Annotated in this window: 25 protein-coding genes; 12 read left to right on the forward strand and 13 right to left on the reverse strand. The window is 72.2% G+C overall.

All coding sequences use genetic code 11. From position 1 onward, the window contains the following. Window positions 1-29 precede the first annotated feature (29 nt). Complete coding sequence (locus ACIQVL_RS26095; protein ID WP_403426670.1) at window positions 30-728, reverse strand: SDR family NAD(P)-dependent oxidoreductase; 699 nt, start codon at window positions 726-728, stop codon at window positions 30-32. Window positions 729-833: 105 nt separating this feature from the next. On the opposite strand from ACIQVL_RS26095, the gene ACIQVL_RS26100 reads away from it, so the two are divergent. From ACIQVL_RS26100 to ACIQVL_RS26110, 3 genes are all read left to right on the forward strand, one after another. Next, on the forward strand, window positions 834-1,712 hold the full coding sequence (locus tag ACIQVL_RS26100; RefSeq protein ID WP_403426671.1) for a helix-turn-helix transcriptional regulator: 879 nt from the start codon (window positions 834-836) through the stop codon (window positions 1,710-1,712). Between the two features lie 115 nt (window positions 1,713-1,827). Next, on the forward strand, window positions 1,828-2,895 hold the full coding sequence (locus ACIQVL_RS26105; RefSeq protein ID WP_403476475.1) for a tyrosine-protein phosphatase: 1,068 nt from the start codon (window positions 1,828-1,830) through the stop codon (window positions 2,893-2,895). A gap of 177 nt (window positions 2,896-3,072) precedes the next feature. Further along, window positions 3,073-4,200 carry an NADH:flavin oxidoreductase gene (locus tag ACIQVL_RS26110; protein ID WP_403476476.1) on the forward strand — a complete coding sequence of 376 codons (1,128 nt, stop codon included), beginning with the start codon at window positions 3,073-3,075 and terminating at the stop codon, window positions 4,198-4,200. 32 nt (window positions 4,201-4,232) lie between these two features. Here the strand turns inward: ACIQVL_RS26110 and ACIQVL_RS26115 are convergent, their stop codons facing one another. Together ACIQVL_RS26115 and ACIQVL_RS26120 are read right to left on the reverse strand one after the other, a co-directional pair. Continuing rightward, entirely contained in the window at window positions 4,233-4,637 is a 405-nt protein-coding gene (locus tag ACIQVL_RS26115) for a hypothetical protein (protein WP_403426676.1), read from the reverse strand. Further along, a complete protein-coding gene (locus ACIQVL_RS26120) occupies window positions 4,628-5,092 on the reverse strand; it encodes a hypothetical protein (protein ID WP_403476477.1) in 465 nt (154 codons plus the stop codon). Before ACIQVL_RS26120 ends, ACIQVL_RS26115 begins: the two co-directional genes overlap by 10 nt. Window positions 5,093-5,594: 502 nt before the next feature. On the opposite strand from ACIQVL_RS26120, the gene ACIQVL_RS26125 reads away from it, so the two are divergent. Further along, a complete protein-coding gene (locus tag ACIQVL_RS26125; RefSeq protein ID WP_403426680.1) occupies window positions 5,595-7,157 on the forward strand; it encodes a carboxylesterase/lipase family protein in 1,563 nt (520 codons plus the stop codon). A 98-nt stretch (window positions 7,158-7,255) separates the two neighbouring features. On the opposite strand, the gene ACIQVL_RS26130 is transcribed toward ACIQVL_RS26125, so the two are convergent. Further along, complete coding sequence (locus ACIQVL_RS26130; protein WP_403476478.1) at window positions 7,256-8,050, reverse strand: SDR family NAD(P)-dependent oxidoreductase; 795 nt, start codon at window positions 8,048-8,050, stop codon at window positions 7,256-7,258. Between the two features lie 173 nt (window positions 8,051-8,223). Here ACIQVL_RS26130 and ACIQVL_RS26135 point away from each other — a divergent pair, with 173 nt between their 5' ends. Next, entirely contained in the window at window positions 8,224-8,883 is a 660-nt protein-coding gene (locus ACIQVL_RS26135; protein ID WP_403476479.1) for a TetR/AcrR family transcriptional regulator, read from the forward strand. A 77-nt stretch (window positions 8,884-8,960) separates the two neighbouring features. Then, window positions 8,961-9,569 carry a TIGR03086 family metal-binding protein gene (locus ACIQVL_RS26140; RefSeq protein WP_403476480.1) on the forward strand — a complete coding sequence of 203 codons (609 nt, stop codon included), beginning with the start codon at window positions 8,961-8,963 and terminating at the stop codon, window positions 9,567-9,569. A gap of 30 nt (window positions 9,570-9,599) precedes the next feature. On the opposite strand, the gene ACIQVL_RS26145 is transcribed toward ACIQVL_RS26140, so the two are convergent. From ACIQVL_RS26145 to ACIQVL_RS26175, 7 genes are all read right to left on the reverse strand, one after another. Next, complete coding sequence (locus ACIQVL_RS26145) at window positions 9,600-10,499, reverse strand: GNAT family N-acetyltransferase (protein ID WP_403476481.1); 900 nt, start codon at window positions 10,497-10,499, stop codon at window positions 9,600-9,602. 86 nt (window positions 10,500-10,585) lie between these two features. Beyond that, window positions 10,586-11,161 carry a hypothetical protein gene (locus tag ACIQVL_RS26150; protein WP_403426689.1) on the reverse strand — a complete coding sequence of 192 codons (576 nt, stop codon included), beginning with the start codon at window positions 11,159-11,161 and terminating at the stop codon, window positions 10,586-10,588. Window positions 11,162-11,218: 57 nt separating this feature from the next. Further along, window positions 11,219-11,404, reverse strand: coding sequence for a type II toxin-antitoxin system RelE/ParE family toxin (locus ACIQVL_RS26155; protein ID WP_403476621.1), 186 nt, complete (start codon window positions 11,402-11,404; stop codon window positions 11,219-11,221). A 60-nt stretch (window positions 11,405-11,464) separates the two neighbouring features. After that, a complete protein-coding gene (locus tag ACIQVL_RS26160) occupies window positions 11,465-11,794 on the reverse strand; it encodes a type II toxin-antitoxin system Phd/YefM family antitoxin (RefSeq protein ID WP_403476482.1) in 330 nt (109 codons plus the stop codon). A 115-nt stretch (window positions 11,795-11,909) separates the two neighbouring features. Then, window positions 11,910-12,836 carry a helix-turn-helix domain-containing protein gene (locus ACIQVL_RS26165; protein WP_403476483.1) on the reverse strand — a complete coding sequence of 309 codons (927 nt, stop codon included), beginning with the start codon at window positions 12,834-12,836 and terminating at the stop codon, window positions 11,910-11,912. A gap of 90 nt (window positions 12,837-12,926) precedes the next feature. Next, window positions 12,927-13,856 (reverse strand): alpha/beta hydrolase fold domain-containing protein, encoded by a 930-nt coding sequence (locus tag ACIQVL_RS26170; protein WP_403476484.1) that lies wholly within the window; start codon window positions 13,854-13,856, stop codon window positions 12,927-12,929. Window positions 13,857-13,959: 103 nt separating this feature from the next. Further along, window positions 13,960-14,421 (reverse strand): cupin domain-containing protein, encoded by a 462-nt coding sequence (locus ACIQVL_RS26175; RefSeq protein ID WP_403476622.1) that lies wholly within the window; start codon window positions 14,419-14,421, stop codon window positions 13,960-13,962. A 203-nt stretch (window positions 14,422-14,624) separates the two neighbouring features. Here ACIQVL_RS26175 and nthB point away from each other — a divergent pair, with 203 nt between their 5' ends. Genes nthB through ACIQVL_RS26190 form a run of 3 tightly spaced genes read left to right on the forward strand, consistent with a single transcriptional unit; the run spans window position 14,625 to window position 16,212 of the window. Further along, the gene (gene nthB, locus ACIQVL_RS26180; RefSeq protein WP_403476485.1) at window positions 14,625-15,296 is read left to right on the forward strand and encodes a nitrile hydratase subunit beta; all 672 of its coding nucleotides are present in this window, start codon (window positions 14,625-14,627) and stop codon (window positions 15,294-15,296) included. Then, window positions 15,293-15,889: a nitrile hydratase subunit alpha gene (nthA, locus tag ACIQVL_RS26185; RefSeq protein ID WP_403476486.1), complete on the forward strand. Its 597-nt coding sequence runs from the start codon at window positions 15,293-15,295 to the stop codon at window positions 15,887-15,889. Before nthB ends, nthA begins: the two co-directional genes overlap by 4 nt. After that, window positions 15,886-16,212: a nitrile hydratase accessory protein gene (locus ACIQVL_RS26190; RefSeq protein ID WP_403426698.1), complete on the forward strand. Its 327-nt coding sequence runs from the start codon at window positions 15,886-15,888 to the stop codon at window positions 16,210-16,212. Before nthA ends, ACIQVL_RS26190 begins: the two co-directional genes overlap by 4 nt. On the opposite strand, the gene ACIQVL_RS26195 is transcribed toward ACIQVL_RS26190, so the two are convergent. Further along, entirely contained in the window at window positions 16,154-16,465 is a 312-nt protein-coding gene (locus tag ACIQVL_RS26195; RefSeq protein ID WP_403476487.1) for a DUF397 domain-containing protein, read from the reverse strand. The genes ACIQVL_RS26190 and ACIQVL_RS26195 overlap by 59 nt on opposite strands. Then, the gene (locus tag ACIQVL_RS26200; protein ID WP_403476488.1) at window positions 16,449-17,288 is read right to left on the reverse strand and encodes a helix-turn-helix domain-containing protein; all 840 of its coding nucleotides are present in this window, start codon (window positions 17,286-17,288) and stop codon (window positions 16,449-16,451) included. Before ACIQVL_RS26200 ends, ACIQVL_RS26195 begins: the two co-directional genes overlap by 17 nt. Before the next feature lie 117 nt (window positions 17,289-17,405). On the opposite strand from ACIQVL_RS26200, the gene ACIQVL_RS26205 reads away from it, so the two are divergent. Genes ACIQVL_RS26205 through ACIQVL_RS26215 form a run of 3 tightly spaced genes read left to right on the forward strand, consistent with a single transcriptional unit; the run spans window position 17,406 to window position 19,163 of the window. Further along, on the forward strand, window positions 17,406-17,798 hold the full coding sequence (locus ACIQVL_RS26205; protein ID WP_403476623.1) for a hypothetical protein: 393 nt from the start codon (window positions 17,406-17,408) through the stop codon (window positions 17,796-17,798). Window positions 17,799-17,835: 37 nt separating this feature from the next. Continuing rightward, on the forward strand, window positions 17,836-18,273 hold the full coding sequence (locus tag ACIQVL_RS26210) for a GNAT family N-acetyltransferase (RefSeq protein WP_403426703.1): 438 nt from the start codon (window positions 17,836-17,838) through the stop codon (window positions 18,271-18,273). An 8-nt stretch (window positions 18,274-18,281) separates the two neighbouring features. Continuing rightward, a complete protein-coding gene (locus ACIQVL_RS26215) occupies window positions 18,282-19,163 on the forward strand; it encodes an acyl-CoA thioester hydrolase/BAAT C-terminal domain-containing protein (protein ID WP_403476489.1) in 882 nt (293 codons plus the stop codon). The last annotated feature ends 88 nt before the right edge of the window (window positions 19,164-19,251 follow it).

Here is a 19,251-nt window from a genome sequence, read left to right on the forward strand (position 1 = left end):
CGGAGGCGGCAGGCTCCGGACTGCCGGTGTCAGGACCAGGCGATCTCGCCATGGCGGTCGACGAAGCGTCCGGTGCCGGCGCCGGGCTCCTCGGTGGCGAGGGCGACGATCGCGTCCGTGCCCTCGGTGAGGGTCTGGAAGCCGCTGTGACCGTTGATGTCGGTCGCGGTGTAGCCGGGGTCGGCGGCGTTGACGCGAATGCCCTTGAGCCCCTTGGCGTACTGCGTGGTCAACATCGTCAGCGCCGCCTTCGAGGAGGCGTACAGCGGCACGACGACGTGCGACTCGGACCGGCCGGGGTCGTGGGTGAAGGCGAGGGAGCCCATGCCGCTGCTGACGTTGATGATCACGGGGTCGTCCGAGCGGCGCAGCAGCGGCAGGAACGCGGCGGTGGTGCGGACGACGCCGATGACGTTGACGTCGAGGACGGCGCGGGCGTCCGCGGCGGTGAGGCCGCCGGGATCACCGAAGGGTCCCTGGACCCCCGCGTTGTTGATCAGGACGTCGATCCTGCCCTCGTGCTCGGCGACGTCCGCGGCGGCGGCGGCCACCGACGCGTCGTCGGTCACGTCGACGGGGACGAAGCGTGCGCCCAGCGCGGCGGCTGCCTCCTCACCCCGCTCCCGGTCGCGGGCTCCCAGGAGAACGGTGTGACCGCACGCGATGAGGCGGCGGGCGGTCTCGCGGCCGATGCCCTTGTTGGCTCCGGTGATGAAAGTGATCGTCATGCCTTCGATGGTTGCCCGGACGACGGAGCCGGACCAGGGACGCTTCGACGGTGGGAAGACCAGTACCACCCTTGCGCCCCCGCAGGTGATCGGGGATGCGGGACGATGAGGAGCATGACGACGACACCCCCCGGGGCCGGGCTGGGCGCGGCGATCCGCACGTGGCGGAACCGGCTTCCCCCGTCGGCCGCCGGGCTGCCGGTCGTCCGCAAGCGCCGGGCTGTCGGGCTGCGGCGCGAGGAACTGGCCGACCTGGCCGGAGTGTCGGTCGACTACGTCGTGCGTCTGGAGCAGGGCCGGGCCACGACACCCTCGGCGTCGGTGGTGGCGTCCCTGGCACGCGCCCTCCAGCTGTCCACCGCCGAGCGGGACCACCTCTACCGGCTGGCCCGGATCGTGCCGCCGGCGGACGGCACGATCTGCGAGCATCTCCCGTCCGGTATGCAGCGAGTGCTCGTCCGCCTCGGAGACGTGCCGGTTGCCGTGTTCGCGGCGGACTGGCAACTGGTGTGGTGGAACGACGGGTGGGCCGCCCTGCTGGGCGACCCCTTGGCCTCGCCGCCGCGGATGCGCAACTTCGCCCGCGAGAGGTTCCCGGTGGGTGCCGATCACACCCCCCTCGTGCCGTGGCCGGTCACCGACACGGACCCCGACACCACCGACGCCGCCCTCGTCTCCGACCTGCGCCGCGCCACCGGCCGCTTCCCCCGGGACGGTCGCCTGGCCGCGCTGGTCCGCGACCTGAACGCAGGCAACGAGAGGTTCGCCGAGTTGTGGGCGAAGGGAGAGGTGACCGCGAACCGTGAGGTCCGCAAGACGGTCGACCACCCGTCGGTGGGTCCGGTCACGGTGGACTGCGACGTCCTGACCGACGGCGACACGGAGCTCAAGATCGTCATCATGACCGCCGTGCCGGGCAGCGAGGACGAGACCAAACTCCAGCTCACCACCGTCGTCGGCGCACCGGCCGGCACCCGCGACTGATCCGCCCCGCGCGTCGGCCGACCGACGGCACATGGCACAAACTGCCATCTCTGCACGTTCAGTCATCCATCTGCCGTTCATCCGTTCGTCGGTAAGTGCACACAGCATCCGTCTCATGAACAACACCAGACTCGCCGCCGTCGTCCTCGCCCTCGGCGCCGCCTCCGTCACCCTCACCGCGCCCGCGGCCTCCGCCGCGCCGGCCGCCCACGCGTCGCACTCCTCCCGCATCCCCTTCACCGCGGCCACCGTGACGGCCGGCGACGACGGCTCCTACCGGCTGGTGTGGAAGGCGCCCGGCGTCCGCTCGGTGACCGTTCGCGCCCACGGCCGGGTCGTCGCGCGCGGCGGCGCCACCGGCGACGTCACCGTGCGGGGGCTGCCCGCCGCCGACCGTCAGTGGTTCGACCTCGTCCCCGAGCGCGGCGGCTCCCTGCACCTCGCCGACCGGCTGGTCAAGCTGTCCGGCACGGTCAACTTCCGGGACGCCGGCGGCTACCGGACCGCCGACGGCCACTGGGTGAAGATGGGCGAGATCTACCGCTCCGACGCCCTGGACAAGCTCACCGCGGCCGACGTAGCCAAGCTCGGGCGCCTCGGCATCCGGGCCGACTACGACCTGCGGACGGCCTCCGAGCGGGCCTCGGCGCCCGACGTCGTACCGTCGTATGTGACATACCACAGTGCCGACGTGCTGGCCGGATCCTCCATGACCACCACCATGCCGACGACCGGGGAAGCCGCCGTCCAGATGATGGTGGACGGCGAGAAGTTCATGGTCAGCGGTGCCGGCGCGCGGGCCGCCTACACCTCCGTCCTCGCCGGCGTCGCCGACGGGCGTCAGCACGGGCTCCTCTATCACTGCACCGCCGGCAAGGACCGCACCGGCTGGTCAAGCGCCGCCCTGCTCACCGCGCTCGGCGTGCCCCGGGACACCGTGATGGCGGACTACCTGGCCAGCAACACCTACCGCGCCTCGGCCAACGCGGCCACGCTCGCCGCGATGACCCCGGCCCAGGCGCAGGTCTACAAGCCGCTCCTGGACGTCCGCGCCGAGTACCTGAACTCGGGCTTCGACGAGGTCAAGGACAAGTACGGCTCCTTCGGCACCTACCTGAAGCAGGGGCTGGGCGTCGACAGCGGGGAACTGGGCGCGCTCAGGCGGGAGTTGCTCGTCGGCTAGCCGGAACGGCCGCGGGCCCGTGTCCCGGGTCACACGGCATCCGCGCGGGAGCGGGAATGCGTACGGCCGGGCAGGTCGTTTGCACGGACGTGCACTCGATGCGTGTGCACATACCAACTGGTATAGGGCCTGGGCGCACGACCCGGGTCACGCCCTACTCACGAGGAGCCCCCCCACGTGACCGTCACCACGCCTCCCGCCTCCCGCGCGGCCGAGATCCTCTCCCGTCCCATCGCCCTGAACGGGCTCACGGTCCCCAACCGGATCGTGATGGCGCCGATGACCCGCCAGTTCAGCCCCGGCGGCGTCCCCGGCGAGGACGTGGTCTCGTACTACGCGCGCCGGGCCGCCGCCGGTGTCGGTCTGATCGTCACCGAGGGGACGTACGTCGGCCACGACTCGGCCGGGCAGAGCACCCGCGTCCCGCGGTTCCACGGCGAGGAGCAGCTGGCGGGCTGGGCGAAGGTCGCCGAGGGCGTGCACGCGGCCGGCGGCACGATCGTCCCGCAGCTGTGGCACATCGGCATGGTCCGCAAGCAGGGCCAGCCGCCGGTCGCGGACGCCCCCGCCGTCGGCCCCTCCGGTATCCGCCTGGACGGCACCGAGGGCGAGGGCAGGGCGATGACCTCGCAGGACCTGGACGACGTCATCCGCGCGTTCGCCGAGGCCGCGGCCGACGCCGAGCGCATCGGCTTCGACGGCGTCGAGCTGCACGGCGCCCACGGCTACCTGCTCGACCAGTTCCTGTGGGCGGGCACCAACCGCCGCGCCGACGCCTACGGCGGCGACCCGGTCGCCCGGACGAAGTTCGCCGCGGAGATCGTGGCCGCCGTGCGTGACTCGGTCTCCCCGGAGTTCCCGGTCATCTTCCGCTACTCGCAGTGGAAGTCCGACAACTACGACGCCCGCCTCGCCGAGACCCCCGAGGAGCTGGAGGCGATCCTCACCCCGCTGGCCGCCGCCGGCGTCGACGTCTTCCACGCCTCCACCCGCCGCTACTGGCACCCCGAGTTCGACGGCTCCGACCTCAACCTGGCCGGCTGGACCAAGAAGCTCACCGGCAGGCCCACCATCACCGTCGGCTCGGTCGGCCTGGACGGCGACTTCATCAAGGCCTTCGCGGGCGAGGGCTCCGTGACCAGGGGCATCGACGACCTCCTCGACAGCCTGGAGCGCGACGAGTACGACATGGTCGCCGTCGGGCGCGCCCTCCTCCAGGACCCCGAGTGGGCGGCGAAGGTCCTGGCCGGCCGCACGGACGAACTCTCGTCGTACGACGCCGCGGCGCTCAAGACCCTGAGCTGACCTGAGCCGACCCTGTCCGGTCCGCCCTCGGGTCAGCCGGCGATGCGGCCGAAGAACCCGAGGGCGACCGCGTAGGGCACCACGAGCAGGAGCGCGGGGCGCAGGGCTTGCCGGCGCTGGTCGCCCTTGCGCACCCAGGTGTCGTACGCGTAGACGAACGCACTGGCGGCGCACCCGCCCACGTATGCCGTCGACAGAAAGCCGAGCACCCTGCCCCACTCCCCGGTCACGGCGGCCACGGCCAGCACATGGCCCACGGCCGCCGCACCCGCCCCGACCCAGGTCGTCGGATCGTCCTGAACCCGCCACGGGGCGGCGTCCGCGCGTCCCCGGCCGGTGAGCCTGGTGAGGAGCGCGTACCCGACCGCGGGCAGACCCGCGAGTGCCAGCAGGGTGGCCCCCATGGCGGCGGTGTCCGCGGAGACGGTCACAGCCACCCCGCGATGGTCATGACTATGGCGACCACCAGCTGCACCGGTAGCGACAGGACGCCGAAGATCAGGGCGCCGTAGGGCGCGGCGTCCGCCGTCACGCCCTCGTGCCTCCCGAAGGCCCAGCCCCCGACCGCGGCCAGGAGGGGTACGAGGGCCAGTACGAGGTGACCCGCCGCGAACAGCGGGACCACGTCGAGCAGCATCAGCACCCCCACCCCGGCCCGGACGCCCCGCACGTCGCGCGTCTCGGCGCGCCCGAAGCGCATCGCGCCGTATATCGCGGAGTGGACGAGGGCGACGAGGGTGCAGACGATGGCCGCCCCCGAGGCCCGGTCGCCCAGGGCCGCGAGGAAGTCGCCGTGCACCAGGGCGTACAGGAGGTCGGGCGGCATGAAGAGGACCGACACCCCGAGCGTGATCAGGAGCGACACGCGCAACTGCTTGAGCAGGCCGCTCATCGGCGCTGGTCCCGGCGCTGGTTCCGGCGCAGGGGTCGGGTGGTTGGTCACGGCTCTGCTCTCCGGTCGGCGGCCGAGTGTCGGCCGGCTGTTGAGGTATGGGACGTCAGGATCCTGTGCGGACGAGTCCCGGGAGCGGTCGCAGGACGCGGCGCTGACCTGCTGGAACGTCTCAAGTGGGGTGCTGCTTCGCACACTTGCCGTGCGCACTTCGTTATCGGCTTGTGACGGCCGCCGGTGTCACCTGCCGTTACGGCCGGGCGGACAGGTGTTCCCTGCGCGGGATCCGCGGGCCCGTGAGACGGTGTACGAGATCGACGGGGCGGAGGCCAGGGCGTTCGTGGCCCGGTGTGGCTGACCTGGATTGTCTGGATTCACTCCAACGGGTGAGGGGTGTTCGGCACTCGTGCGAGGCGCCGGACGTTTCATCGGTGACCGGCCGTGACACCGGGGCGGTCAGTCGTCGGAAGTGGCAGCACCCAGCCGTCGAAAGCGAGCGATCATGATCACGAACGAGTCCGCCGAGTCCCGCGAGCCGGCTTCCGCTGCCGAGGGCCCCGTCGTGCGCACCGCCGCCGGTGCCGTGCGCGGGTTGCGGGAGGACGGCCTGGCGGTCTTCCGGGGGATACCGTTCGCCGAACCCCCGGTGGGAGCGGCCAGGTTCGCGGCACCGCGCCCGGCGCGACCGTGGGAGGGGACGCGTGAGGCCTACGCCTTCGGCCCGCCGCCCCCGCAGGACGTGGGCATCCAGGGCCGCACGGGTGTCCTGGAGGCCCCCGAGGGCGACGACTGGCTGACGGTGAACGTGTGGACACCTGCCCCGGACCCGGCCGCCCGCCGCCCGGTGATGGTGTGGATCTACGGCGGCGCCTACAAGCTGGGCCACTCCGGCAGCCCCGGGTACGACGCCCAGCACATCGCCCGTGACGGCGACGTGGTCGTGGTCTCCCTCAACTACCGCGTCGGCATGGAGGGTTTCGCCCAGATCGAGGGGGCGCCCGCCAACCGGGGCCTGCTGGACCAGGTGGCGGCGCTGGAGTGGGTGCGGGAGAACATCGCGGCGTTCGGCGGCGACCCCGACCGGGTCACGGTCTTCGGTGAGTCGGCGGGCGCCGGGTCGGTGGCGTCCCTGCTGGCGATGCCCCGGGCGCGCGGGCTGTTCCGGCGGGCGATCGCGCAGAGCGTCCCGGGCACGTTCTTCTCCCTCGACCTGGCCGAGGACATCGGCAGGGCCCTCGCCGCCGAGGCCGGCCTGCGCCCCACGGCGGCCGACCTGGCGACGACCGATCCGCGCCGGCTGACCGAGGCCGGGCAGGCGCTCGGCGCCAAGATGCCCCAGCACGTGGACCGCTGGGGCCAGATCGCGCCGACGGTCACCCCGTTCTCCCCGGTGGTCGACGGCGAGGTGCTCCCCAGCACCCCCTGGCAGGCGCTGGCCGCCGGTTCCGCCCGTGACGTGGACCTCCTCGTCGGCCACAACCGCGACGAGTTCCGCCTGTTCCTGGTGATGAGCGGGATGTCCGGCAAGATCACGGAGGAGCAGGCGACCGGCGCCCTGCGCCTGTTCGCACCGGGTGGCGCGGCGGGCGAGCACGCCTACCGCGCGGCCCACCCCGACGCCTCGCCGAGCGACCTGTACGAACGGGTGCAGACCGACTGGCTGTTCGCCATACCGTCCCTGCGCCTGGCCGAGGCGCAGACCGCGGGCGGCGGCCGGGCCCACCTCTACGAACTGACCTGGGGCGCCCCGGGCAACGGCGGCCTCCTCGGCGCCTGCCACGGCCTGGACATCCCGCTCCTGTTCGGCACCTTCGAGGCGGACCTCGCCAACCTCCTCTGGGCGGGCACGGGCGTCACCCCCGAGGCCGAGGCCCTCTCCGCCCGCTTCCGCACCGCGTGGACGTCCTTCGCGGCAACGGGCGACCCGGGCTGGCCGGCCTACGACACTGGGGCCCGCACCACCCAGGTCCTGGACACGGCACCGACGGTGACGGCATACCCGGAGGAGAAGGCCAGGCAGCTGTGGGAGGGATACGACTTCGCCCCCTCACCACTGCTCGGCTGACCGGGGGCAGGCCTTGTCGGCGGGCCCGTTCAGGTCCGCCGCCTCGGGCAGGATCACCATGTCGATCTCCGGCCGCCCGAGCAGCGGGCCCTGGCCGGTCACGGCAGGATGGAGTCGATGTATCCGCCGTCCACCCTCAGGGCGCCGCCGGTGGTGGCCGAGGCCTGGTCGGAGCTGAGGTAGACGACCATGTGGGCGATCTCCTCCGGCTCGATCAGGCGCTGCAGCAGCGACTGCGGCCGGTGCTCGCGCATGAAGACGCGCTGGGCCTCGTCCCAGGGCAGGTCGCGGTCGACGAGTTCGTGGACGAAGTCCTCGACGCCCCCGGTGTGGGTGGGACCGGCGATCACGGAGTTCACCGTGACGCCCGTACCGGCGGCCTGCTTGGCGAAACCGCGGCCCACCGCGAGCAGCGCGGTCTTCGACATGCCGTAGTGGATCATCTCCGCGGGGATCGCGACCGCCGAGTCGCTGGCGATGTACTGGACGCGCCCCCAGCCGCGTTCGGTCATCCCGGGCAGGAAGAGGCGGGTCAGCCGCACCGCGGCCAGGACGTTCACCTCGAAGTAGCGCCGCCACTCCTCGTCGGTGATCCGCAGGGGGTCCTCGGCGCCGAAGATCCCCAGGTTGTTGACGAGGATGTCCACCTGCGGCAGCGCCGCCGCCGCCCGCCGGGCCCCCTCCTCGCCGGTCACGTCCGCCGCGACCGGCACGAGTTCGGCCCCGGGCGCCTGCTCCCTGAGCCGGGCCACGCTCTCCTCGACGCGCCGCGCGTCCCGGCCGTTGACCCCGACCCGGGCCCCGGCTCGGGCCAGGCCGACCGCGATCGCCGCGCCGATGCCCTGCGTGGAGCCGGTGACCAGCGCCGTGCGTCCCGTCAGATCGATCTTCATCCTGCCGAACCCCTTCCGCGTGTCCGTCTCCGCTCAGGTACCCGGGCCGGTGTCCCGGCACGAAGGGATCGGGCGTTCAGCGCCTGGATGGCGGCATCGGTGAAGCCCGGGGCGGTCAAGAGGCGGCGGCCGGTCTCCGTGGGTCACCGAGGCCGCGCGCTACTGTTCCCCGCGTGACAGGCGAGGGCACTTCCACGGCAAGGCCGGACGGACGGGTCGAACGGGGGAACCGCACCCGTCGGCTGGTGCTGGACCGGACCGTCGAGATCGCGTCCGTCGAGGGGCTGGAGGCGTTGTCCGTCGGGCGGTTGGCGTCGGACCTGGGGCTCAGCAAGAGCGGAGTGTTCGCGCTCTTCGGCTCCAAGGAGGAGATGCAGCTTGCCACCGTGCGGGAGGCGGGACGCGTCTTCGCCGACCGGGTGATCCGTCCGTCGACGCAGGACCCCGCCGGGGTCCTGCGGGTCTGGCGGCTGTGCGAGGCCTGGCTCGAGTACTCGCGCGGGCGGGTCTTTCCGGGCGGCTGCTTCTTCTACGAGGTGATCGCCGAGTTCGACGCCCGCCCGGGGCCGGTGCACGACGCCGTGGTCCGGGCCCAGCGGGACTGGTCGGCCTACGTGGAGCGCACCGTCGCCGAGGCGCGGGACGTGGGTGAGTTGCGGGCCGACGTCGACGCGCCCCAGCTCGCCTTCGAACTCATCGCGTTGTTGGAGGCCGCCAACGGGGTCGCGGTGCTGCGCGGCGAGGAGACCGCCTACCGGCGGGCCCGCGTGGGGATTGCGGCACGCCTGCGGACGGTGGCGGCGGATCCGCTGCGGGTACCGCAAGTCCCCTGAAACCCAGGCGGATCGAAGAAGGCGGGCGGCGCGAAAAGAACTAGCACGACCGTTCGCACAGTTTTAGGATCGGTGTCATGACTGACACCGGAGCGGACATCGTCGAGTTGGACCGGATCGCCGTGCGTGAGGCGGTGCGGGTGGTGGATCTGGCGGGCGGCGAGGACTGGGCGCGGGACACCCCCTGTGCGGGGTGGACGGTGCGCCGGCTGGTGGCGCACATGACGGCCCAGCACCACGGGTTCGCGGCCGCCGCACGGGGTGCCGGGGAGGATGCCGCCCGGTGGCGGGAACCGCAGGACATGGGCGAGCCGTCGCGGCTGCACCGGGCGGCCGCGGCGGAGGTGCTCGGCGCGTTCGGCGAACCGGGGGCGGCCGGGCGCGAGTTCGCGCTGCCGGAGCTCGGCCGGAGCTTTCCCGGACGGCAGGCGATCAGCTTCCACTTCGTCGACTACGTGGTGCACGCGTGGGACGTGGCCGCCGCCCTCGGTGTGGCGGTGGAACTGCCGGACGACGTGCTCGGCGCGGCGCTCGCCGTCGCGCGGCTCGTTCCGGCGGACCTGGCGCTGCGGGGGCCGGGGTTCGCCTTCGCGCCCGCCGGGGAGGTTCCCGCGGGGGCCGGACCGCTGGAGGAGACGTTGCGGCTGCTGGGGAGGGAGCCGGAGCGCTGGCCGGTGCGCGGGTGAGGGCCCCGGCCGCGGGGTCCGGCCCGGTCGTCATCCCGGTGACGGTGCGGTGATCCGCTTCTCGAACCAGTGGTGGGCGTACGGCTCGTCGTTGAAGGCCGGGACCTCCTGGAAGCCGTAGGAGTGGTAGAGGTTGATCGCGGAGCTGAGCGTCTTGTTGGTGTCCAGGCGCAGGGTGTCGTAGCCGTGCCCGGCGGCCTGTGCCTCCAGTTCGGTCAGGAACCGGCGGGCGAGGCCGAGTCTGCGGGCCTGCGGGGCGACCCACATGCGCTTGATCTCGGCCGGCGCCCCGGGCGGCAGCTTCACCCCGGCGCAGCCGACCGGTTCGCCGTGCAGCCGGGCGACCAGGAACAGGCCGCGCGGCGGCCGTAGCTCCCCCGCGTCGGGCAGCAGGCTGCGGGCGGGATCGAAGCCGGTGTCGAAGCGCTCCTGCAGCTCGGCGAAGTAGGCCAGCAGGCAGTGCCGGGCGTCGGGGTGGTCGGGGTCGACGGCATCCAGGGTGACCGTCCCGGCGGTCAGCAGCCGGTCGACCTCGGCCATGGCCGCGACCAGCCGGGCGCGCTGGGCGGCGTTGAGCGGCCGGAGCAGGGAACCGGCAAGGTCGTCGCTGCGGTCGTCGAGCAGGGCGCGCTCGGCGCGGCCCTCCTCGGTGAGCCGCACCGTGCGTACCCGTCTGTCCCGGGGCTGTGGCTCCACCGCCACCAGCCCGGCGGCCTCCAGGGAACGCAGCAGCCGGCTGACGTATCCGGAGTCGAGCCCGAGCCGTTCCCGCAGGCGCCGGACGTCCTGGCCCTGCTCGCCGATCTCCCACAGCAGCCGGGACTCGCCGATCGGCCGGTCGCGGCCCAGGTAGCGGTCGTGGAGCACGCCCACGCGTTCGGTGACGGTCCGGTTGAACCGCCGTACCTGCTCGATCTGTGCCCCGTCCATTCTCTGACCTTAGTCAGAGAACCCGGCGTGTGCCACCGGCCGCCACACGTGCCGCGACGTATTGCTGCCGCCGCACATCGCTGCCGCTACAGATTGCCGAGCGGCTCGATGTCCACGTGCACCGGGGTGCCCCACACCCGGAGCACCTCGTAGTCGGTGAACTCGTGGACCAGCCGGTAGGCCATCGCCGGCCGGGACCCGCGCCGCTGGGCGGCCAGGTACAGCTCGGCCTCCTGCCGGTCGCGCCGGGGGGTGCCGCACAGCTCCCACTCCCGGCCGTTCCACGCCTCGGGCAGCCAGCGCTGCTGCGGCTGCGGCCGGTCGCCCCGCACGCCGTACCGGGACATGGAGGGACTCGCGGCCTCGCCCGGCACCGGCCGGGGCCCGCCGCCGTACTCCGACCGCCGCGCGGCCCGGCGCCGCGTCTCGCACAGCAGACACAGGTCAGGAGCGCTCTCGTCCACGGGCCCCTGCGGATGCTCGGCGCACCGGGTCGTCGGCGCGGCACCGCTGACGCTCTCCTCCAGCAGGTCGAGCGCACGCCGCAGGTCGTCCTTGACCTCGTGCAACCTGGCGTCGGTCGTCTCGCCGGTCAGGGCCTCCCCGTGCTCGCCGAGGAGGCGAAGGGCCCGGCCCAGGGCGGTGAGCTGGGAGTGGTTCATGGGGACCAGCGTGGCATACGGCGCTGACAACGCCGCCGGAGCGTTGTGAACGTGAGGTCAGGTGACGCGACCGACTTTGAGCACGTAGACCGTGACGATCTCGCCGTCCGGACGGTAGAGCACCCGCCAAGTGCCGACGTGCAGGCGGTAGTACCCCGATGTCCCGAGTGCGCGAGCCTCCTCCGGACGAGGCTCGTCAGCAACCTCGTACCGCTGCGGCCGTGGCCTTGGCGCCCACCGGATCGATCGCTCGGAGCCGTCGGAACTCGTTCATCGCGAGGTGTTCCCACACCACCGAACGGATCACGAAGCGACTTCTCGGCGGTCCTCTTCCTCCAACTGCGCCATGAACTCGTCGTGCGCCATCGAGGGCCCGGACCGAGCGGCTTCCCGTGCACGTGCCTCGGCGACATCCGCTTCGTCCCGAAGTCGCTGAAGTTCCTCAAGCTCGCTTATGGGGATGAGCGCGGCGGCGGGCTTGCCGTACTCGGTGATCAGGATGTGCTCCTGGCCGTGCCGGACCCGGCCGACGAGCTGACCGAGCTGGTTCCGGGCCTCCACAAGCGGATACGTATCCATGGAAGAACTGTACACACCGGCGGGTGTGTGCAGTGTGCGCGCAGGAGTGGTCATGCGGGCGTCCTCTCTCGTCGCTGGTTCATCGCGCCACGGATCTCGGCGACGCGGAACTGGACCTCGGGGCACGCCAGACGATCGTGACCGTGCGTGGCAACTCGAACGCGTCACGTCAACTGGCCGGGTGGGAGGGTGGGTTGAGGCCCTCCACCCGTTCCCTGGAAAGAGGGCTCGGGGCTGGTGGCTTGAGCCTCGGGGCACTGTGCAGGGCGGCCAGTTTCTCGATGTCGTCGGTCTCGGGGGCGGGTGCGTAGACGACGATGCGGAGGTCGGAGCCGGGGACCGTGAGGACGTCGAGGTCGAGGGTCAGGTCGCCGACCAGGGGGTGTTCGACGGTCTTGCGGTCGCCGGTGTGGAGGCCCGCGGTGCCGTTGGACCACAGGCGGGCGAAGCGGGGGCTGGTGTGCAGGAGGCGGTCGACGAGCAAGGAGAGGCGGGCGTCGTCGGGGTGGGCGACCGCCGTGACCCGCAGGTCGGCCACCAGGGACTCCTCCTCGACCTCGTCGCCCGCCCAGGACCGTACCGGCCAGGCGGCGATGGAATCGACGCGGTGGCCGCCGTCGGAGCGGAACATCCCGGCGACGAGATTGCCCTGGTCCCAGCCGTACGTGCGGGGGTCCCCGATGACGGCGGCCCACATCCGGTTCCAGGTCAGCAGCGTCCAGTCGGCGGCGTAGACCGCGACCGGCGCGTCGCCCAGCTGCCGGACGAGCCGGTGGACCCTCGGCGGAACCTGCCGTGGCACGTCACCGGCGGCGGGCGGGGTGAGCCGTGCGCAGCGGAACAGGTGGTCGCGCTCCGCGGCGTCCAGGCTCAGCGCCCTGGACAGGGCGCCGACGACCTGGGCCGAGGGGTTGCGGGCGCGGCCCTGTTCGAGCCGCACCACGTAGTCGACGGACAGCCCGGCCAGGCTGGCCAGTTCCTCGCGGCGCAGACCGGGGATGCGCCGGTCCGCGCCGGATTCCGGCCCGCTCGGCAGGGGGGAACGGCGCTCCCGCCAGCCGCGCAGGGCGATGCCGAAGTTGTTCGTCGTTGCCATGCGGGCATCATCGTCCGCAATTGTTTGGATGAGCCGCGCCCAGGGGAACTCTTGTGCCACATCTGGGTAAAGGCCTGCTTGTGGCAGCGGTCAGGAGCTGAGCGCCGCCTCGGCGGAGGTCCGGGCGGCATCCCAATGGGCCCGGGTGAAGGCGGCGGCGGACTCCAGTGCCTCGTCGGCCTCGTCAAGCATGACGGCGAACGCCTGGAAGACGTGCGGGACTTGGGGCCAGACCTGGAGTTCGACCCGGACGTCGTCGGCGGCGGCGCGGGCGGCCAGCCGGACGGCGTCGTCCAGCAGGATCTCGTGCGAGCCCACCTGGACGAGCAGCGGCGGCAGCCCCGTCAGGTCGGCGAAGACCGGGCTGGCCAGCGGTTCGGTGCCGGGCGTCGTCGGACCGAGGTAGTCGCGGGCCCGGGTGCGCAGGGCCTGCGGGGTGAGTGCCGGGTCCAGGTCGGCCTTGCCGGTCGCGCTGGCCCCGGACACCGTGAGGTCGGCCCAGGGTGAGAACACCGCGGCCGAGGACGGCTGGGGCAGACCCGCCGCTCTGAGGGCGACCAGCGTCGCGACGGTCAGGCCGCCGCCGGCGGACTCGCCGACGAAGGCGACCCGGGCGGCGGATACGCCCTGGTCGAGCAGCGCGCGGTACGCGGCCACCGCGTCGTCGACGGCCGCGGGGAACGGGTGCTCGGGGGCCAGCCGGTAGTCGACGCAGACGGCACGGGCGCCGACCCGCCGGGACACGTCGGCGGCCAGGCCCGCCGCGTCGGCCGCGGAGCCGATGGCGTACGCGCCGCCGTGGAAGTACAGCACCACGTCGGACGGATCGCCGCCCGGCGTCTCGACCGTGACGACAGGGACGCCGCCGAGCAGACCGGGAGTGGTCGTGACATCGGGGGGCAGCGGTATCGAGGTCATCATCTCGTGGAAGACCGCGCGTGCTTCGGCCGTGTCGCCGCCGACGTCGAGCGGGGAGTGCCGGAGCATCTCGTCGAGGTCGCGGCGCTGCTGCCCGGACATGGCTGTGCCTTTCGTAAGGGGGCTGACGCGGAGGTGCCGACGGGGGTGCCGACCTGTGTGCCGATGGGGGAGCCGACGGGTGTACCGCCGGGGGCGCCGGTGTTCAGCGGGGCGGGCCGAGGATGACCTGGCCGTAGATGTCGGCGGCCTCGGCCATCAGGTCCTTGGATATCTCGAACCCCTCCGGCCGGGGGGTCGACAGGTCGCGTCCGGCGTGCCGGAACATGCCCTCGATACCGGCCGGAGTGCAGATCATCAGCAGGTCGGCCGTGTCGGAGGTGATCCGGTAGCCGTGCGGGACGTTCTTGGGCAGGTAGACGATCCCGCCCTCCGTCAGCTCCAGCTCCTGGCCGTCCGACCACACCAGCGCGGTGCCCTTGATGAGCATGAAGATCTCGTCCTCGCGGGTGTGCATGTGGTACGGCGGCGCCTCCCCCTTGGCGACGCTGAACCGTCCCACGGTCAGCTGTCCGTCGGTGGCCGCACTGTCCAGGAGGACGGCGAACTGGCCGCCGTCGAGCCATTCGAGCTTCTGCTGCTGGTCGGGCTGGGCGAGGTACATCATGCTCACGGCGGTGTCCGTTTCGGTGTGGGTGACCGGTGTGGGTGACCATCCCGAGCCGATGATCCTCTTCCGGAGCCGGCCGCCGCCAGAGCCGGGGGTAGGACCAGCGGTACCACCGGCGGCGCCACACAGGGCACGGGCGATGCCTTTCGCGTAGGATTCAGACGTATGGTCCGTTGCATGACCATGCGGGGAGTTCTGTCATGGATGGTCTTGCCGATCTGGGCGGCACACCGGGCTGGGGTCCCGTGCACCCCGCACCCCCCGACGAACCGGTGTTCGCGGAGCCCTGGCAGGGCCGGGCCTTCGCCCTCGCGATCCTCTCCAGCCGTGTCGCGTCCGGCGGCGTCAACGCGGACGCCTTCCGGCACGCCCTGGAGCGCCTGGACCGGGCGGCCTACTTCGACGACGGCTACTACGGCCGCTGGCTCAACGGCGGCGAACTGATGCTCGGCGACAGCGCCGTCCTCGCCCCCGGCGCGGTCGACGCCCGCGCCCGCAACCTGCGCGGCGAACACGTCCCGGAGCCCCCGAGCCCCGAGCCCCGCCGACCCCACTACGCGCCGACCGCCGTGGGCTCGCTCCGCTCCCTCGACACCGCCCCCGCCTTCACCGCCGGCGAGCGGGTACGGGCCCGCGCCGCATCCGTACCCGGACACACCCGGCTGCCCCGCTACGCCCGCGGCCACACCGGCACCGTCGAGGCCGTCCAGCCCGCCGCCGTACTGCCCGACACCAACGCCCACTTCCAGGGCGAGAACCCGCAGTACGTCTACTCGGTGCGGTTCGACTCCCGAGAGCTGTGGGGCGCCGACGCCGAACCCTTCGCCGTCACGCTGGAGTTGTACGAGAGCTACCTGGAGGCCGCCGCATGACCACCGCCGGATCCGGCGAACGCCCGCCCCCGGCCCTGCGCACCGAGGCGCTGGAGCAACTGCTCACCGAACGGGGCCTGATCGACCCGAAGGTGATGGACGGGATCATCACCGAGTACGAGACCAACGTGGGCCCCCTCAACGGCGCCAAGGTCGTCGCCAGGGCCTGGACCGACCCGGCGTACCGCGACCGGCTGCTCCGGGACGGCACCGCCGCCATCAGGGAACTCGGCTTCTCGGGATCGCAGGGCGAGCACATCGTCGTGGTGGAGAACGCCCCCACCACGCATCACGTCGTCGTCTGCACGCTGTGCTCCTGCTACCCCTGGCCCGTACTCGGCCTGCCGCCCAGCTGGTACAAGGACCCCGCCTACCGCGCCCGCGTCGTGAAGGAGCCGCGCCGGGTGCTCGCGGAGATGGGCCTCGACCTCGCCGACGACGTACAGATCACCGTCCACGACTCCACCAGCGAGGTCCGCTGGCTGGTCCTGCCTGAGCGGCCGGCGGGCACCGGCCACCTGACCGAGGAGCAACTCGTGCCGCTCGTCACCCGCGACGCGATGGTCGGCGTGGCCAAGGTGACGGCCCCGTGACCGCGCCGCTCGACATCGAGGGCCCTTCCGCCCCGCCCCGCTCCAACGGCGAACTCACCTTCGCCGAGCCGTGGGAGAGCCGTGCCTTCGGCATGGCCGTCACCCTGTGCGAGACGGGCGCGTTCACCTGGCCGCAGTTCCAGGGCGCACTGATCGCCCGCATCGCGGCCGCGCCCCGCGAGGAGCCGTACCGGTACTACCAGTTGTGGCTGGGCGCCCTGGAGGACGTACTCGCGGGTCTCTCCGTAGTGTCCCCGGCGGACATCACCGCCCGCGCCCAGGCGTTGGCACAGCGCCCTCGGGGCCACGACCACGGGTCTTGACGCCTTCGACGAAGGCCGCCCAGGTCTCGGGGAGGAAGGTGAGGGTCGGGCCGTGGGGGGCCGCCTTGGAGTCGCGGACGGGGATGAGGGTGGGGTGGGCGTCGGAGACTTCGAGGCAGTCGCCGCCGCTGCCGCCGCTGTACGTCGACTTGCGCCAGCGGGCGACTTCGAGGCAGTCGCCTCCCTGGCCGCCGCTGTAGCTGGACTTGTGCCATGTGGCGGCGCTCAGGTCGTACTCAGGCAAGTTCCTCATGCTCGTAATCCTGCGCCGCCGACTCGATCAAGGCTAGGGAATCCGACGGAGAAAGGGAGGCGGCGAGGAGGAGTTTGAACATCTGGGCATGGCGGGCGACGACGGCCGGGTCGTCCAGCAGCCTTCCCATGTCGGGTGCCTCTACGAAGGAGAGCGGCGGCCCGTCGGCGAACTCCATCAGTTTCAGGGGGCCGTCCAGCGAGGCATGCGCCCCGGCGCGGAACGGCAGCACCTGGACGATCACCCGCCTTCGGCGGATCAACCCGGCCAGGTGTTGCAGGGCTTCGGCCATCACGAAGGGCCCGCCCGTCAACCTGCGTAACGCCGCCTCGTCGATCACCGCCCACAACAACGGCTCTGTTGGATCGTCGAGAAGGTGGGTCCGCTCCATCCGGGCCGCTACCAACTCCTCGATCACCTGCTCCGGGGCCGTCGGTTTGTAGGCACGGAACACCGCCTCCGCGTAGGCGCTTGTCTGAAGCAGTCCCGGAATCAGCAGCGCGGCGTACTGGCTGATCGCCGTGGCCCGCGCCTCCGCTTCCGCCGCTTCGGCGAAGTGGTCCGGGTACTTCGACTTGGCCGCAGCCTCACCGTTCCGTCGGAAGAAGTCGTCCGTCCCCAGGGTCTCGTCCAGCAACCGCGCGTACTCCGGCTGCATTCGCCGGGTCCCCGCCTCCAACTGCCCGATGAACGACCCGCTCACGAACAGCCGTTGCCCCAACTCGGCCTGACTGAGCCCCTTGCGCTCACGTGCGTGCCGCAACTCGGCCCCCAGCAAGGCCCGTGGCGATGACGACGGATCCAGATCCTTCGGCCCGGCCATGTGCACGCCCCTGTCCAACAGACGGTGTTGTTGGGATGTCCTGCCTGGCCAGGCTAGAGCCCCGCCCGACACGCTGTGTGGTGAACCCGGAACTCAGCGTGGAGGTAGGGAATGGTGCTGCGACCCACCGAAGAAGTCGTGGAGACGTTGCGGTTGGCGCTGCGGGGCGTCGGCGTCGTACTGCCCTCGCTCTGCGTCGACCCCGTGACCGGCGCGAGCGACGAGCCCTTCGCGCTGGTCGAGTTGGGGCGGTGCAATGTGCGGGTCGCGGAGCGGCTGGCCTCGGTGGTCCGGGGGGAACGGCCGCCGTTCGGGACGTTCGTGACGGATGTACGGGACGGGCGGATCGGCGAGGTCAGGGGGCATGTCGGCGGTGTCGTGCAGGTGCGGCCCGTCGTCGGGGGCAAGGAGTGGGACTGCCCGCCGGAGTCGCTGGAGCCGGCGCCGCCGGACGACGTGCTGCGGGCGCAGGTGCGGCGGATCAACGGGGCGCGACGGCTGCCCTGCTGACGCCTGGTGGGGAAACCCGCTCTGTAGTGTCCCCGTCATGAGCGTTGAGGTAGCGGTCGTCAGGGAAGCGGACGACGAGTCGGTTGAGGCATTGGCGCGTTTGCTGCCCCAGCTTTCGAGTACGGCCGGTCCCCTGGACCGCGAGGCGGTGGGAGCCCTGCTCGACAGCGACGCGAACACGGTGCTCGTGGCCCGGGTCGACGGCGAAGTGGTCGGGATGCTGACGTTGGTCATGTTCCCCCTGCCGTCCGGCCTGCGGGCCCGCATCGAGGACGTGGTGGTGGACGAGGCCGCGCGGGGGCACGGTGTCGGGGGTGCTCTGACCGAGGAGGCTCTGCGGCTGGCGGAGGTGGCGGGCGCTCGCACCGTGGACCTCACCTCGCGTCCGTCCAGGCAGGCGGCGAACCGGCTGTACGAGCGCCTCGGCTTCGAGGCGAGGGAATCCCGGGTCTACCGCTTCGTCCTGCAACGGTGAGCGGAGCCGTGTCGACGGACATCACCGAACGTGAGCTGACCCGTCCCTGGGAAGGCGTCCTGATCGCTCCGGCGCACGGGAGCGAGGTCGGCGTGCTGGTCCTGTCGGGATCCAGTGGGCGCGTCGAGCGGGAGCGGGCGCGCATCCTCGCTGGGTGCGGCTTCGCGGCCTTGGCGATCCGCTGGTTCGGTGGGCCGGGGCAGCCGCCGGGTATCTGCGAAGTCCCCCTGGAGACCTTCACCGCCGCCGTCGACCTCCTCCGGCTGGGCGGAGCGCGGCGCATCGGAGTCCTCGGCCTCTCCAAGGGGGCTGAAGCGGCTCTGCTCACGGCTGTGTACGACCCGCGCGTGGACGCGGTGGTCGCGCTGTCGCCCACCTCGCTGGTCTGGTGCAACATCGGCCCGGGGCGGGACGGAGCGCAGCACCCGTACCGCTCGTCCTGGACCTGGCGGGAACGGCCGCTGCCGTTCGTCCCGATGGACGATTCCTGGGTTCCCGCGGAGCCGGACGGCGGGCCCGTCGCCATCCGGGGCTGGTACGAACTGAGCGAGCGGACCTTCGCTCACTCGCTTGCGTCGGCGGAGATCCCCGTGGACACGGCCAGAGCGGATCTCCTGCTGGTGGCAGGGGGCGACGATGAGCTGTGGCCGTCGCTTCCCTTCGCCGAGCAACTGGTAGAACGCCGACGGTCGGTCGGGGCGGCCGTGCGTCTGATCGCCCGCGACGACGCCGGCCACCGGCCACGCCTTCCCGGTGAGAGCCCCGCGCCGGCGTCCCCGCACTTCAGGTACGGAGGCACTCCGGAAGCGGACGCGCTCCTCGGCAGGGCGGCGTGGCCGCACATCCTCGACGCGCTCGGCGACGGAAGGGCCGGTGCCGAAGGGCGCTGAAACTGGCCAACTTCTGTGCGCCGGCTGTCCCCTGACCAGGTTGTGTCAACAATTCTGGCGACAACTCATCGACTTCACAGCTACGTCT

Source organism: Streptomyces sp. NPDC090499, assembly GCF_044769305.1.
Lineage (GTDB): Bacteria > Actinomycetota > Actinomycetes > Streptomycetales > Streptomycetaceae > Streptomyces.

Bases quoted from the DNA above. Each gene is read 5' to 3' on its own strand.
- ACIQVL_RS26165 (WP_403476483.1), bottom strand. From the start codon at position 12,836: ATGGCAACGACGAACAACTTCGGCATCGCCCTGCGCGGCTGGCGGGAG.
- ACIQVL_RS26175 (WP_403476622.1), bottom strand. From the start codon at position 14,421: ATGATGTACCTCGCCCAGCCCGACCAGCAGCAGAAGCTCGAATGGCTC.
- ACIQVL_RS26210 (WP_403426703.1), top strand. From the start codon at position 17,836: ATGAGCGTTGAGGTAGCGGTCGTCAGGGAAGCGGACGACGAGTCGGTT.
- ACIQVL_RS26140 (WP_403476480.1), top strand. From the start codon at position 8,961: ATGACTGACACCGGAGCGGACATCGTCGAGTTGGACCGGATCGCCGTG.
- ACIQVL_RS26145 (WP_403476481.1), bottom strand. From the start codon at position 10,499: ATGGACGGGGCACAGATCGAGCAGGTACGGCGGTTCAACCGGACCGTC.
- ACIQVL_RS26200 (WP_403476488.1), bottom strand. From the start codon at position 17,288: ATGGCCGGGCCGAAGGATCTGGATCCGTCGTCATCGCCACGGGCCTTG.
- nthA (WP_403476486.1), top strand. From the start codon at position 15,293: ATGACCACCGCCGGATCCGGCGAACGCCCGCCCCCGGCCCTGCGCACC.
- ACIQVL_RS26105 (WP_403476475.1), top strand. From the start codon at position 1,828: ATGAACAACACCAGACTCGCCGCCGTCGTCCTCGCCCTCGGCGCCGCC.
- ACIQVL_RS26150 (WP_403426689.1), bottom strand. From the start codon at position 11,161: ATGAACCACTCCCAGCTCACCGCCCTGGGCCGGGCCCTTCGCCTCCTC.
- ACIQVL_RS26195 (WP_403476487.1), bottom strand. From the start codon at position 16,465: ATGAGGAACTTGCCTGAGTACGACCTGAGCGCCGCCACATGGCACAAG.
- ACIQVL_RS26160 (WP_403476482.1), bottom strand. From the start codon at position 11,794: ATGACCACTCCTGCGCGCACACTGCACACACCCGCCGGTGTGTACAGT.
- ACIQVL_RS26170 (WP_403476484.1), bottom strand. From the start codon at position 13,856: ATGTCCGGGCAGCAGCGCCGCGACCTCGACGAGATGCTCCGGCACTCC.
- ACIQVL_RS26120 (WP_403476477.1), bottom strand. From the start codon at position 5,092: ATGAGCGGCCTGCTCAAGCAGTTGCGCGTGTCGCTCCTGATCACGCTC.
- ACIQVL_RS26100 (WP_403426671.1), top strand. From the start codon at position 834: ATGAGGAGCATGACGACGACACCCCCCGGGGCCGGGCTGGGCGCGGCG.
- ACIQVL_RS26095 (WP_403426670.1), bottom strand. From the start codon at position 728: ATGACGATCACTTTCATCACCGGAGCCAACAAGGGCATCGGCCGCGAG.
- ACIQVL_RS26130 (WP_403476478.1), bottom strand. From the start codon at position 8,050: ATGAAGATCGATCTGACGGGACGCACGGCGCTGGTCACCGGCTCCACG.
- ACIQVL_RS26125 (WP_403426680.1), top strand. From the start codon at position 5,595: ATGATCACGAACGAGTCCGCCGAGTCCCGCGAGCCGGCTTCCGCTGCC.
- nthB (WP_403476485.1), top strand. From the start codon at position 14,625: ATGGATGGTCTTGCCGATCTGGGCGGCACACCGGGCTGGGGTCCCGTG.